Here is a 15,133-nt window from a genome sequence, read left to right as displayed (position 1 = left end):
CTTCCTTTAATCCTGAAATATTTTTACCATTTTTCCTTCGCGAAACCCTCCGGACATGTTAATTTTGAAACTTTTCAAAATTTTAAATAACGCCCAAATACTTTTGGGCGTGCAAATATAGTAAAAACTTTCGGTTTGAACAAATCAAACCGAAAGCTGATATTTTACTTATACTTTGATCTCAACTTCAACACCGCTTGGCAACTCAAGTTTCATTAAAGCATCAATAGTTTTCGAAGAAGAACTATAAATGTCTAATAATCTTTTGTAAGCAGATAATTCAAATTGTTCTCTTGATTTTTTGTTTACGTGTGGTGAACGTAATACAGTAAAAATCTTTTTGTGAGTTGGTAATGGTATTGGTCCGTTAACAACAGCACCAGTACTCTTTACAGTCTTTACGATTTTCTCAGCAGATTTATCTACTAAATTGTAATCGTAAGATTTTAATTTTATTCTAATTTTTTGACTCATCTTAATTAACCTTTAGCTTTAGCAATTACATCTTCTGATACATTAGATGGAGTTTCTGCATAGTGAGAAAATTCCATTGTAGAAGTTGCTCTACCTGAAGACAATGTTCTTAATGTTGTTACATAACCAAACATTTCCGATAATGGCACAGTAGCTTTCACAGTTTTTGCTCCTGCTCTATCTCCCATATCACTTACTTGTCCTCTTCTTCTATTTAAATCTCCAACAATATCACCCATGTTTTCTTCAGGTGTAATTACCTCAAGTTTCATTATAGGCTCCATAATTACAGCTCTTGCAGCTTTAGCAGCAGCTTTATAACCCATTTTAGCAGCTAATTCGAACGATAACTGATCAGAATCTACAGGGTGGAAAGACCCATCCTTTAAGGTAATCTTCATAGAATCCATTTCGAATCCAGCTAATGGCCCGTTTTTCATTGCTTCTTTAAATCCTTTTTCAATTGAAGGGATAAATTCTTTAGGAACATTACCACCTTTAATAATAGATTCAAATTGCAATCCGATTTTACCTTCTTCTGCAGGCTCCATAGTAAATACAATATCAGCAAACTTACCACGTCCACCAGATTGTTTCTTATAAACCTCTCTATGTTCTGCAGTAGCCGTTAAAGCTTCTTTGTACTCTACTTGTGGCTCTCCTTGGTTTACTTCAACCTTAAACTCTCGTTTTAAACGATCTACAATAATATCTAAGTGTAACTCACCCATTCCTGAAATAACAGTTTGACCAGAGGCCTCATCAGTTTTAACAGTAAATGTTGGATCTTCTTCAGCTAATTTAGATAAAGCCATTCCTAATTTATCTACATCCGCTTTAGTTTTTGGCTCAACAGCGATACCAATTACGGGATCTGGAAAATCCATAGATTCCAAAATAATAGGATGTTTTTCATCAGACATAGTATCTCCAGTCTTGATATCTTTAAATCCTACAGCTGCTCCAATATCACCAGCTTCAATATAATCAATTGCATTTTGCTTGTTAGAGTGCATTTGGTAGATACGAGAAATACGTTCTTTTTTACCTGAACGGTTATTCAAGATATATGAACCTGCATCTAAACGTCCTGAATATGCACGGAAGAATGCTAAACGTCCTACAAAAGGATCTGTAGCAATCTTAAATGCCAATGCCGAAAACGGCTCCTTTACATCTGGTTTACGAGAAATTTCTTCTCCTGTATCTGGATCAGTACCTACAATTGCATCTTTATCTGTTGGAGAAGGCAAGTAACGACAAACAGCATCCAATAAGAATTGAACTCCTTTGTTTTTAAATGCAGATCCACAGATCATAGGAATAATAGACATGTCCATTACAGCAGCTCTTAATGCAGCATGTACTTCTTCTTCTGTAATAGAATCTTCATCTTCCATAAATTTCTCTAACAAGTTCTCATCGTACGCGGCAACCTCTTCGATTAATTTTGCACGATACTCTCTTGCCTCTTCTTTCATGTCTTCAGGAATATCGACTACATCGAAAGTTGCTCCTTGAGTTTCATCATGCCATACAATAGCTCGATTCTTCACAAGATCAACAATCCCTTTAAAATCTGCTTCATCACCAATATTTAAAACGATTGGCACAGCGTTAGACTTCAACATATCTTTTACTTGTTGACAAACAGCCAAAAAGTTAGACCCTTGACGGTCCATTTTATTTACAAAACCAATACGTGGTACTTTGTAGTTATCAGCAAGTCTCCAGTTAGTTTCTGATTGAGGCTCTACACCATCAACAGCACTAAACAAGAATACTAATCCATCAAGCACACGTAACGAACGGTTTACCTCTACAGTAAAGTCAACGTGACCAGGAGTATCAATAATATTGAAATGATACCCTTTAGTATCAGGAGTTGGCTGCCCATTTTCGATAGGGAATTTCCACTCACATGTAGTTGCAGCAGAAGTAATCGTGATACCACGCTCTTGCTCTTGCTCCATCCAGTCCATTGTAGCAGCACCATCGTGCACCTCTCCAATTTTATGACTCACACCTGTATAGTAAAGGATACGCTCAGTAGTTGTTGTTTTACCCGCATCAATATGCGCAGCAATACCAATATTTCTAGTGAATTTTAAATCTCTTGCCATTTCTTAGAATCTAAAGTGTGAGAATGCTTTGTTTGCTTCAGCCATCTTATGAGTATCAACTCTTTTCTTAACAGCAGCTCCTTCTTCTTTTGAAGCAGCTAAAATCTCTGCCGCTAAACGTTGTGCCATTGTTTTTTCATTACGCTTACGCGCATATGAAACCATCCATTTAATCGCCATAGACACTTTACGGTCTGGACGAATTTGCATTGGAATCTGGAATGTAGCACCACCTACACGACGAGAACGAACCTCTACATGCGGCATTACATTTGACAAACCATCTTTCCACACTTCTAAAGCTGATTTTTCTTCATCAGTTTTCTTTTCGTTTACGATATCCATTGCATCGTAAAACACTTTGAACGCGACAGATTTCTTACCGTCCCACATTAAGTTATTCACAAAACGTGTTACTAACTGGTCGTTAAACCTAGGATCCGGTAATAATACTCTTTTTTTCGCTCTTCTTTTTCTCATGTCTTTACATTAAAAAAGTTAATTGAATAATTTTACTTCTTTGGGCGTTTTGCTCCGTACTTAGATCTACGTTGAGTTCTTCCCTCAACACCTGCAGTATCTAACGCACCACGTACAACGTGATACTTAACACCTGGCAAATCTTTTACCCTTCCACCTCTAACTAATACTATCGAGTGCTCTTGTAAGTTATGTCCTTCACCTGGAATATACGCGTTAATCTCATTACCATTTGTTAATCTAACACGCGCCACTTTACGCATTGCTGAGTTAGGTTTCTTTGGTGTTGTAGTATAAACACGCGTACAAACTCCACGTCTTTGAGGACAAGACGATAAAGCAGCCGATTTACTCTTCTTAGTTATTTTGGTTCTTCCTTTACGAACTAATTGTTGAATAGTTGGCATACTAATTAATTACTGTTTTCGTTTGTATTACTAATTTACTCTCATTTTAAGAGAGTGCAAATGTACGATTAATATCCAATTATTCAAATATCAGTAAGTTATTTTTTACAAAGTATTTTTTCATCCTAAAAATATTAAGGAATTACATTACTTTTGATTTGCAATTTCTAACTCAACTTGACAGTAAAATTTAAACTACATATCTATATAGTATTCTTATTTGCAATTTCAAATTACGCATTTGCACAGGAATTAACACTAAAATTAACCTCAAAAGACAGTTTAGAAAATTCTGTTTTAAAAAAAATTGATTTTAAAAAGAATCACACAAACAAAACTTCAATAGAAAAAGAAATTAATATTTTTTCTGAAAAACTTAGAGCCCAAGGCTACTTTTTAAACAGAATAGACAGCACCCAGATTAAAGACTCAAATTATACTGCTTATTTTTCTTTAGGTCAAATAACAAAACATGCAACCATCACAATTCCCAAAAACAATCTTTACCAACCATTAATTTTCAAAAACAAAAAAACGATAACAATACCCTTAAGTAAACTCTCAAACACTCTCTTATCTATTTCTAACGAACTAGAAAAAACTGGGAAATCTTTTTCTGAAGTAAAACTCATTAATATCAAATTAAAAAAAACAACACTATTTGCCGACCTATCAATCATACAATCTAAAAAAAGAAAAATCAACAAGATTATAATCAAAGGATATGAACAGTTTTCAAAATCTCACATCAGGCACTTTTTAAACATCAACATTAACACTGTTTTTAATCATCAAAAATTAAAAAACATCTCTTCTTCCATAAAATCATTAGAATTTGTTTCTGAAATAAAACCACCAGAAATATTATTCAGCAAAGATTCAACTATACTCTACCTATATCTAAAAAAAAATAGCGTAAATAATTTTGATGGTCTTTTAAATTTTAATCCAAACAACACAACAAAGAAAGGAATTTCATTAAACGGTCATTTAAACCTAAACCTTAATAATACATTACACACAGGTGAACAATTTAAATTACTATGGAAAGCAAATGGTAATGATAATCAAGATCTACAAGTTAGTGCAAGCGTTCCCTATATTTTTAACTCAGGAATCACAACTGGATTTAAATTCAATATACACAAACAAGATTCGACTTTTTTAAGCACAAGATTCAACAACTACACATACTACAATTTAAACCCTAAAACTTCCTTAGGCTTGACTTTTGATTTTGATTCTTCAAACAATACTTTGAAGGATACTTTAAATAATGATATAGCCAATCTTAACAGCTCATTTATTGGTTTTCTTTTCAAATACCAAGCAATGAGTAAGGATCTCTTTTTTAATAAGAAGTTCTTTTTTTATGTAAATCCTAAAATTGGTTCACGAACATCAAGTAGTAAAAACGAAAATCAGTTAAAAATTGACATTGAAACTTCCTTTTTATGGGGTCTTAACCAAAGAAGCTCGATTTACATCAAAAATACAACAGGCTACTTAAATTCAACCAAACTGTTTAAAAACGAATTATACAGGATAGGTGGAGTAAACTCTATAAGAGGCTTTAATGAACAAAGTATTTTTACCTCTCAGTTTTCTTTTTTTAATATAGAATACAGATATCTTACCTTATCAAAATCATATTTATATAGTATAACAGACTTAGCTTCTTTAGTTAATATCAAAAATAAAACTATTTCTCTTTTAGGAATTGGCGTTGGATACAATTATCGAATCAACAGTTCCCAAATAAACCTCAATGTTTCAATAGGAAAAGAAACAAATAAACCCTTTGATTACAACAGCTCAAAACTATCTGTTACTTTTATTAATTATTTCTAATATTAGCTCGTTATTTAAATAATTTGCATCTTATTAACTTTTTTAACTTTTTTTTCTCAATAAAATTGCTATTTTGATATAATTTTATGATTTTAGCTGATCATTAACTCAAACAGCTATACAATGAAAACAAAGTTTAATGGAATTTTAACGCTTTTGTTAGCGCTGGTTGTGCAAATCTCTTTTGCACAAGATAGAATAATTTCAGGTATTGTTTCTGATGAAACAGGCCCACTACCCGGAGTTAGTATATTAAAAAAAGGAACCACACTAGGTACTGAGACTGATTTTGATGGAAAATACTCCATCAAAGCTAAAACAGGTGATATTTTAGTTTTTAGTTTTTTAGGCATGAAAAGTATTGATAAAGCTATAAGCTCTTCTAATACTATTAATATTACTCTCCAAGGAGATACAAATATTCTTGATGAAATCATAGTTACTGGACAAGGCGCAGGAATTGGCAGAAAAAGATTAAGCACTACGGTTGATGTAATATCAAGCAAGGATATTGAAAAAACACCTACAAAGCAATTAGACCAACTTTTACAGGCTAGTGCACCAGGAGCTCAAATTAAATTAAGCTCTGGGCAACCTGGTACATCTTCAATCATAAGAACAAGAGGGCCAATAACCGCTAATGGCAATACAACTCCTGTTATTATAGTAGATGGAATTAGAGTGGATAATTTAAATTCAAATTCTGAGCTTGGAATTGCTACGGGAGGGGCTAATAGTTCTTCAATAGCAGATATTCCACTTGAATCAATTTAAAAAATAGAATATGTTAAAGGAGGGGCAGCAACTACACTTTATGGAGCTGATGCCGCAAATGGCGTTATACAAATTATCACTAAGAAGGGAACAGTAGGAAAAACAACCATAAGTTTAGAATCTGAAACAGGTGTAATAAGTGGTACTACACAATTCAACAGATTTAAAAGAACAGGTGATCTTGTATATAGAAATGGTACATTACAAAACTACAGGGTTGGATTGAATGGTGGTAGTGATAAATTTAGATACAACTTTTCAGGATCAATGTACTATGATAACAGCTTTAATAACGTAAACGAGCAAATTCGCAGAAACATTAGATCTGGATTTACTGCTAAGATTACCGATAAATTCACTTACCAAGGATCAATGGCTTTTTCATCTTTTGGATACACCAGAGATTATAATGCCAATAATAGTTTGGCTAGATACGGAAGCATTGAAGGAGGGAGCTTTGGAGATGTTGATCAACTTAATGATGAAGAGTTCAATGATTTGAAAAATAATTTGAAAAAACAAGGTGAGTTAACAGATATAACCGATAGGGTTAAGAGATTCCAAATATCAAATAAATTCACATACGAATTTACTGATAATTTCATGATTAATGCTATAGTTGGATTCGATTCAAGAAATAATAGACAAGAGAATATACAAACTAATGCTTTACTTATTGCAAAGGGTGCAGTTCCCGATGGCACAACAAATCAAGGCTCAATAGAGAGAGCGACAAGAGATTTTTTTACTTTGACAGGAGAAATTAATGCTCAACATAAAGCTTATATAGGTGATGATTTTTCATTTATCTCCAGTATTGGAGGTCAATTCTTCAGAAATGATGATTTCCAACAATCTGTTGTAGGATCTGGAGTAACAGACGGGGCAATTACCATCAATGGTTCAGATATTTTCGCAGAAGATTATCAAAGTGGATTTGCTAATTATGGTTTATATTTTTCAGAAAATATAAGTTTTTGGGATAAGCTCTATATAGATTTAGGCTTAAGAATAGATGGAAACACTGCTTTTGGTGAAGATATTGGATTATTATACTTACCTAAATTTGGTGCCTCTTATATTATTTCTGAAGAAAATTTTTGGAAAAATACTTTTGGCAGTACATTCTCTTCTTTTAAATTAAGAGGAAATTGGGGACAAGCAACAAACTTCCCCACACCTTTTAGTGGTGACTTAACAATTAAAGCAAATAATTATTTAGGTAATCAATCTTTTGAATTTTTAAACCCAGGTAACAGAGATTTAACTTCAGAAACTGTAACTACTACTGAATTTGGTGCTGATTTAGGTTTTTTCAACGAACGTCTTAGATTTGGTTTTACATATTATAATGGAGTTACAGAAGACGCTTTGTTTACTCCTCCACAACCTGATTCATCAGGATTAGATCCTCAACTAAAGAATATTGGTGAAATTAGCAATAAAGGTTTTGAAGTATCTCTTCAGTCAACATTAGTAAACACAGAAAAACACAACTTACAGTTTAATGCATCTTATAACAAGAATGAAAATAAAGTGGTTAGTTCTGGGGGAGCTCCTGAATTTAATGTAGGTGGATTTACTTTCTTAGGTTCTTTTGTAAAAGAAGGTTTCCCTTTAGGTTACTTAAGAGGTGCTCATACTACTATCGAAAATGGAACAGCTGTTATTAAAAGAAATCAAAACTTAGGAACGACTTTTGCTCCCCATTTTGGTAACTTTTCTCTAAACTATACATTTAACAACAAACTCAGCTTTTTCTTAAATGGAGATTATCAACTTGGAGGTCAAGGAGTAGCAGTTGATGATGTTTTAAGGTTTTTCAGTGGTGTAAGTGATGCCGATAGATTCCCTCAAGAAATATTAGATTATCAAGAAGCACAAGCTAATGCTGGTGCCCCTACCTTAACCTTTTTTGATTTAGCTAGCTATTGGGTAGAAGATACTGATTTTGTTAAAATAAGAAACATTGGTGCTTCATATAACTTTGGTAAATTTGTAAAGCAAGTAGAAAGTTTTACATTAGGGTTCAATGTATCAAACCCATTTAATTTCTCTGATACATCTTTTGATCCTGAAGCTACTGGTGCTGGTACAGCAAGACAAAATGGATTTGCGGGTGGAGGTTTTGGATTTGGAACAGAATCTGCTCCTAGAATCTACACCATGTCTTTAAAGTTTAAATTATAATAATAAAAGAGAAAATGATGAAAAAACGTATACATATAATATTCGTGATATTTCTGGGAATTAACCTTTCTTCTTGTGAAAAAGAATTAGTCGATTTTACAGAAGTTACAAACCCCGAACTTTCTGAATCTAGTATTATCGGTCAACCTAACTCTGCTCAATCTTGGTTATATGGAGTTGAAAGACAAATGGCTGAATTAAGTAATGAATATGTTACTATATCTGAAATAGCATCAGACAATTATGAAAATACTCAAACTTTCTACAATCAATTATTAGATAATCTTAATATTGATTTTCAAGATGCCGATATGTCTCAGTTACATTTTGACATAGCTAAATTAAGAGAAATGGCCTTATTTGGACTAAATAGAGTCGCTCCCAATGATATTAACTCTTCTAATAATACATTAGCAGAATTTAACTTTTATAAAGGTATATCTCATTTACTTGCTGGAGAATACTTTAGTTTTTTACCAGCGGAAGCAAATGGCGTTCCTTTATCTTCTGAAGAAAACTTAAATCTGGCTATAGAAAGCTTTAACACAGCTTTATCATTATCAAATTCTGCTTCTTATCACATGGCTATAGCAAGAGCTAATTATTCTTTAGGTAATAAAGCAGAAGCTGTAACAGCTGCACAAGATGCTTTAAATTTAGACGCAACCTTATTAATGGAAGTTGCTTACGACCAATCCAATGGCCCATCTAATACCATGGAAGCTGCTTTATATGGCAGAGGTACTTTTGACGATCTTCAACCTTTACCTTCGTTAGATTTTTTAGACCCTAAATATTCATTTTTATCAAATGATATTGATCAACCTTTATATTTTTTAAAGGCTGAAGAAGCACATTTAATAATTGCCGAAGCTCAACTTTCAGATAATGATTTACCTGCAGCTCAAACTACATTAAAAAATTTGCTAACATTAATAAATTCGAGAGATACTAGAACTATTGATGATACTGTTGAAGGTAGAGATCAAGACCATCCTGGATCTAGACCAGATAACTCATCCATAGTTGTAAAATATGAGGGTGATATTGACTTTAAAACTGGACTTGTTATTGATAGAAGCACTACTGTGACTGTACCTGTTGTTTCTGGAACTTCTGTTACAGATGTAGATATAGACGCCTTAGCTTCTATTGATGAAGCTTTAGAACTTTTATTTTTAGTTAGACAAGAAGTTTTTATAGCTGAGGGCAGAAGAGTTATAGACTTAGGTATTAAATATGTAATCCATGAAACTGAATTATTATTAAATCCAAACATTGACGAAAACAACCCTGGTCTAACAAGAGTAATACCCCCTTTTATAGATTCAATCAAGGCAGAATTAGACGACTTTACATATGATGCTGGCACAGGTACAGTAATAATAAAACATAATCTTAATAAAATTCTAGTTCAAAACAAAACTTCAAATCTAGTTTTACCCTTTAATTAAACATATCTTTTAAAACAGGTAATAGTTTTAAATAAATTAAACCAGAATATTAATTTATTCTGGTTTTTTATTGCATTAAAAAGTTAACTACTTTTTTAATTTGCAAATAAAATTATTCTTTGAAACACTATTAAAAACACCTACTTTATCACTCATATCCCCAAAAAAAACTTTGATAATTAATTAGACTATGTATCTTATTTTATATAATTCTACTATAAGACATCACAAAAGACTTAATTTTTGATATTTATTTACATTTAAAAACATTTTATTCACTTATCACAAACAATCTTTAAAACAATAACAACACATATGTCTTTATTTTTTTCTATTTGTTTTACAATACCATATTTCCTGAGTTAAATTAAAAATCTAATACCTAAACTCTTTTCTCATTTACTTACCCATATAGGGCCACCTGCTCATTTCACTAACTAGACACAAACAAAACACTTAGCTATAAAACTAAAAATACGTTTCAACTTTCTTTTATATAAAAAAGTGAAAATTTATAATAACTTGATCATAAACTAAGACAAGTAAACAACTAGAAACACTACCAATCATAATGATATATTGGTCTTTTTTTTTCAAGTAAAAGCCTTATTATTTAAAACAAATTAAATATTAATATCAATAAAACTATAAATAATAAAGAAGATTGCCTTCTTACCATAAATAACATTAATATTTTGTGTTAAAAAATTGTTTATTTAAGATAAAATTAAGATTTTAGCGCTTAATTAATTCAAATAATTACACAATGAAAACAAAGTTTAATGGGATTTTAACGCTCTTGTTAGCGTTGGTTGTGCAAATATCATTTGCACAAGACAAGACAATTTCAGGTACTGTTTCTGATGAAACCGGACCGTTACCTGGGGTTAGTATTCTAAAAAAAGGTACAGCAAGTGGTACCGAAACCGATTTTGATGGGAATTATTCTATAAATGCTAAAACAGGAGACGTGTTAGTTTTTAGTTTTGTAGGAATGAAATCTGTTGAAAAAACTGTTGGTACTTCTAACAGAATTAATGTTGAAATGACTGGTGATAATGTTTTAGATGAAGTTATTGTTACTGCTTTAGGTATTAAGAAATCTGAAAAATCTATTGGTTATGCAGCACAAGTTGTTAAAGCTAAAGATTTAACAGAAGTTAAGACAACAAACATTGTAAACGCTTTATCAGGTAAAGTAGCAGGTATTAATGTTACTAGTACTGGTGGTTCTGTTAACTCTTCAAGTAGAATAACAATTAGAGGTGTTTCAACTTTAAGTGGTAATGATCAACCTTTAATTGTAGTTGACGGTGTGCCTATAGATAACAATTCTTATGGTCGTAGCTCTAACGGAACTAGCTCTGGTGTAGATACCCAAAATGGTATGGCTGATGTAAACCAAGAGGATATTGAGAGCATGAACGTTTTAAAAGGTGGAGCAGCAACTGCTTTATATGGAATGCGAGGAGCTAATGGGGTTATTGTTATAACAACTAAAAAAGGAACAACATCTGAAAAATTAGGAATATCAATAAATTCAACTGTTTCTTTTAACAATGCATACATTTTCCCTGATTATCAAAATTCATACGGTCAAGGAAACAACCCATATTTATTTAAATATGTTGATGGTTACGGTAATTCTAACGCTTTGACTACAGGTTTAGGTGGTTTAGATGAAAGTTGGGGACCACCATTAGACGTTGGATTAGAGTTTGTTCAATGGGATTCTTTTGATGGGCAACCAAAACCTTGGGTTTCTGCACCAGATGCTGTTAAAGATTTTTATAATACAGGTATAACAACTGTTAATAACATCTCTTTATCTGGAGGTACAGACAAAGCAACATATCGTTTATCAATTGGTCAAATGGATGATAAAGGAATTTTACATAATACTGACTTAAATAAAAAGAATTTCGGTGGTAATGTGAATTTTCAATTATCTGAAAAATGGGATGCAGGTTTCTCTGCTAACTATGTCGTAACAGAAAGTGACAACTCTCCTTCTACTGGTTATGATACAGCTGATAATAATAACGTTATCTCTCAATTAGTTTGGGGAGGAAGACAAGTAAATTGGGCTGATTTAAAAGATTACCAAAACTTACCTTTAGTTGAAACTGGAAATAATGCAGGTACTCCTGTTAACTGGAATCAAGCATACAATAACAATCCTTATTGGATGTTAGATAACAACACAAACACTCAAGATAAGACTAGATTTTTCGGTAACTTTAATATTGGATATCAAATATCTGATGAATTTAAATTAGCTTTAAGAACTGGTATTGATACTTTTAGAGATAAACAAACAAGAAGAGCTGCTAAAGGAACTTCTGGTAATCCTGATGGTTATTATAGAGAAATCATTAGAAATAGAACAGAAATAAACACAGAATTACTTTTATCATATAATACTGATATTAATGAAGATTTAAATTTATCTCTTAATTTTGGTGGTAATAGTATGTCAAATGATTATGAATACTCATACAGAGGTATTAGCGGTTTACAATTGTCAGATTTATATACTCTTGCTAACGCAAAAGATGGTGTTACTCCAGTAGTAAGCGAGTATATTAGTAAAAGAGAAATTAACAGTTTATTCGGTTTTGGGTCATTAAGTTATAAAGATTATTTATTTTTAGAATTTTCAGGACGTAATGACTGGGCTAGTGTATTACCTGTAGATAATAATAACTTTTTCTATCCTGCTGTATCTTTGAGTGCAATTATATCAGACATGGTAGATATGGGTGAAACTTTTTCTTATTTAAAATTAAGAGGAGGATGGTCTAAAGTAGGGGATGCAGGACCTTTATCTCCATACTCAATTACACCTTCTTATGAGTATAGTCCAGAATCTTGGGGTACTACTCCAATATTACAAATACAATCTACCCTTTGGAATCCAAATATTAAAAATCAAGATACAAAAGAGGTTGAATTTGGTTTAGATACTCGTTTATTCAGAAATAGAGTTAACTTAGGATTTACTTATTACGACAAGAAAACAGAGGACGTTATTCTACAAAAGAACCTACCTAACTCTTCTGGTTATTCTAGTGTTTGGGATAACGCAGCAACTATTACAAATAAAGGGATTGAATTAACTTTAGGTGCTAAAATATTTGATAATGTAGACGATGGTTTTAAACTTTCTACTACTATTAATTTTGGTCAAAATGATAATGAAGTTAATAACATTGATGATGATCCTACAACTAATAACGGTGTTCTTAACTATGCTACTTATTGGAATGTTAGTACACAAGCTAGAGAAGGACAACCTGTAGGTGTTTTATATGGTACTACTTTTGCCAGAGATGATGAAGGAAATATTATTTTTAAAGACGGTAAACCTACCCAAGGAGGTAATGCTGTATTAGGTAATTCTACTGCAGATTGGACAGCAGGTATCTCTTTTAATGCTTCATACAAAGGTTTTTCTTTATCAACACTTTTTGATGGTAAAAAAGGAGGTGAAATTTATTCACAAACAAATACATGGGGTAGATTAACAGGTGTATTAAAAGAAACTTTAGAAGGTCGTGAAACAGGTATAGTTGGTGATGGAGTTATGTTAGATCCTACCACTAATACTTATGTTCCAAACAATATTTTAGTAACTGCAAAAGATTTCAATTCATCAACATACAGCCAAGCTATTGGTGAAGCTGGTATATATGATGCTTCTTTTATTAAGTGGAGAGAACTTTCATTAAGCTATGCTTTTAAAAGTAGCCTTATAGAAAATACAGGAGTAGATGCAATCTCAATTGGTGCATCTATTAGAAATGTAGCTATTTTATATAAAAAAGTACCTCATATTGACCCTGAAACTTCTTTTGGTAACAGTATTGGAACACAAGGTCTTGAATATTCTCAAATTCCACCTACAAGAAGTATTAGTTTAAATTTAAATGTTAAATTTTAAAAGAATAGAAAATGAAAAAAATAAAACAAATAAAACTTATCGCTTTCAGCATATTCATCTCTTTGATGTGTACTAGTTGCGATGGAGATTTTGAAGAAACTAACACAAATCCTAGTGCTCCTACAGAAGCACCTGCTGATTTCTTTTTAGGGGGGATTTTGAGAACAAATGCAAACCTTATTAACAATGTAGGGATTGCTGGTGGTTATGCAGGAAATTGGACACAACACTTATCTAAACCTCAATACAATGATGGTGATAAGTATGATGTATCTAGATCTAGTATCGGTTCTTTATGGAACGCATTTTATTTAAATATTAATAAAATTGATGATATGCAAGATTTAGCAATTGTAGAAGGGAATACTAACTTAGTTGCTGTTTGTAAAATTTTGAAAGCTCATAATTTCCAAGCAATAACTGACGCTTGGGGATATGCTCCTTATACAGAAGCTATTAAAGGTAAAAACGGTAGTTTTTATCCAAAATACGATTCTCCTTCAACTATTTATAATGAGTTAGTTAAAGAATTAACTGAAGCCAGTGATATGATTAATGTTAATGGTAGTATTGAAGCTTCTCAAGACTTTATATATGGTGGTGATTTATCTAAATGGAAGCAATTCGCTAACTCTTTATTAGTTAGAGTTATAGTTAGAGGACAAGGATTACCAGATTTTGATCATACTGATTTATTACCATCTTTATTAAATAATGTATTTGCTTCAAATTCTGATGAAGCTAAGCTTAAATATTTATCTTCTACACCTAATGCTAACCCTTATTTTGAAGGTATAGTTGAACTTTCTAGAGAAGGAGAATGGGCTGTTGGAGAAAAACTTGTACACATGCTTGATGGTACAGATTTAGGTTTTTATGATAAACGATTAGAGGTTTATGCTAAGAAAAATGGAGATGGAGAATATGTAGGTTTACCTCCAGGATTAAATGAGCCTGGTGTTGACTTTCCTCTAGAAGCTTCTCAAATTGGAACTGAATATGTAAAAGCTGAAGCTTATGCTTACTTTATGACTTATTCTCAGTTACAATTTTTATTAGCAGAAGCGGCTGAAAAAGGATGGATTAATACTTCTGCTGCAGAGCATTATAAAAATGGTATTGTTTCTTCATTTGCAAGTAATGGTCTTTCTATTGGTTTATACCCTACCTCTTATTCAGGTGGTACTGATGGTTTAAAACAAATTGCTCAGCAAGAATACATTGCTCTATTTATGCAACCTTTAGAAGGTTGGGCTGAATGGAGAAGAACTGGAGTTCCTGCTCTTACACCAGCAATTAATGGTGTTATAGATGAAGTGCCTTCTAGATTTCTTTATCCAACAGATGAGGAATCATTAAATGCTACAAACTACAACGAAGCTGTTGCCGCTCAAGGAGCTGATTTATTAACAACATCTATTAGATAAATAATTTAAA

The 15,133-nt window shown here is 32.2% G+C and carries 10 protein-coding genes; 6 read left to right on the top strand and 4 right to left on the bottom strand.

The window, feature by feature from the left end; genetic code table 11:
- Positions 1-168: 168 nt before the first annotated feature.
- Genes rpsJ through rpsL form a run of 4 tightly spaced genes read right to left on the bottom strand, consistent with a single transcriptional unit; the run spans position 169 to position 3,484 of the window.
- Positions 169-474, bottom strand: coding sequence for a 30S ribosomal protein S10 (gene rpsJ / locus C7447_RS09975; protein WP_148870372.1), 306 nt, complete (start codon positions 472-474; stop codon positions 169-171).
- A gap of 5 nt (positions 475-479) precedes the next feature.
- Complete coding sequence (gene fusA / locus C7447_RS09970) at positions 480-2,597, bottom strand: elongation factor G (protein WP_148870371.1); 2,118 nt, start codon at positions 2,595-2,597, stop codon at positions 480-482.
- Between the two features lie 3 nt (positions 2,598-2,600).
- The gene (gene rpsG, locus C7447_RS09965; protein ID WP_148870370.1) at positions 2,601-3,077 is read right to left on the bottom strand and encodes a 30S ribosomal protein S7; all 477 of its coding nucleotides are present in this window, start codon (positions 3,075-3,077) and stop codon (positions 2,601-2,603) included.
- Positions 3,078-3,109: 32 nt separating this feature from the next.
- The gene (gene rpsL / locus C7447_RS09960; protein WP_018943587.1) at positions 3,110-3,484 is read right to left on the bottom strand and encodes a 30S ribosomal protein S12; all 375 of its coding nucleotides are present in this window, start codon (positions 3,482-3,484) and stop codon (positions 3,110-3,112) included.
- A 177-nt stretch (positions 3,485-3,661) separates the two neighbouring features.
- Here rpsL and C7447_RS09955 point away from each other — a divergent pair, with 177 nt between their 5' ends.
- The 6 genes from C7447_RS09955 to C7447_RS09925 all read left to right on the top strand — a co-directional run bounded on the left by C7447_RS09955 (position 3,662) and on the right by C7447_RS09925 (position 15,123).
- Positions 3,662-5,335, top strand: a complete 1,674-nt coding sequence (locus tag C7447_RS09955; protein ID WP_148870369.1) for a BamA/TamA family outer membrane protein — start codon at positions 3,662-3,664, stop codon at positions 5,333-5,335.
- 123 nt (positions 5,336-5,458) lie between these two features.
- Positions 5,459-6,109 carry a carboxypeptidase-like regulatory domain-containing protein gene (locus tag C7447_RS09950; RefSeq protein ID WP_148870368.1) on the top strand — a complete coding sequence of 217 codons (651 nt, stop codon included), beginning with the start codon at positions 5,459-5,461 and terminating at the stop codon, positions 6,107-6,109.
- 267 nt (positions 6,110-6,376) lie between these two features.
- Positions 6,377-8,299, top strand: coding sequence for a TonB-dependent receptor domain-containing protein (locus tag C7447_RS09940; protein ID WP_148870367.1), 1,923 nt, complete (start codon positions 6,377-6,379; stop codon positions 8,297-8,299).
- Between the two features lie 17 nt (positions 8,300-8,316).
- Positions 8,317-9,753, top strand: coding sequence for a tetratricopeptide repeat protein (locus C7447_RS09935; protein WP_148870366.1), 1,437 nt, complete (start codon positions 8,317-8,319; stop codon positions 9,751-9,753).
- A gap of 766 nt (positions 9,754-10,519) precedes the next feature.
- The gene (locus C7447_RS09930) at positions 10,520-13,696 is read left to right on the top strand and encodes a SusC/RagA family TonB-linked outer membrane protein (RefSeq protein WP_148870365.1); all 3,177 of its coding nucleotides are present in this window, start codon (positions 10,520-10,522) and stop codon (positions 13,694-13,696) included.
- A gap of 11 nt (positions 13,697-13,707) precedes the next feature.
- Entirely contained in the window at positions 13,708-15,123 is a 1,416-nt protein-coding gene (locus C7447_RS09925) for a SusD/RagB family nutrient-binding outer membrane lipoprotein (protein ID WP_148870364.1), read from the top strand.
- Positions 15,124-15,133 lie beyond the last annotated feature (10 nt).

This window comes from Tenacibaculum adriaticum (genome assembly GCF_008124875.1).
Taxonomy (GTDB): Bacteria; Bacteroidota; Bacteroidia; order Flavobacteriales; family Flavobacteriaceae; genus Polaribacter; species Polaribacter adriaticus.
This window is presented reverse-complemented; position numbering and strand designations above follow the sequence as displayed.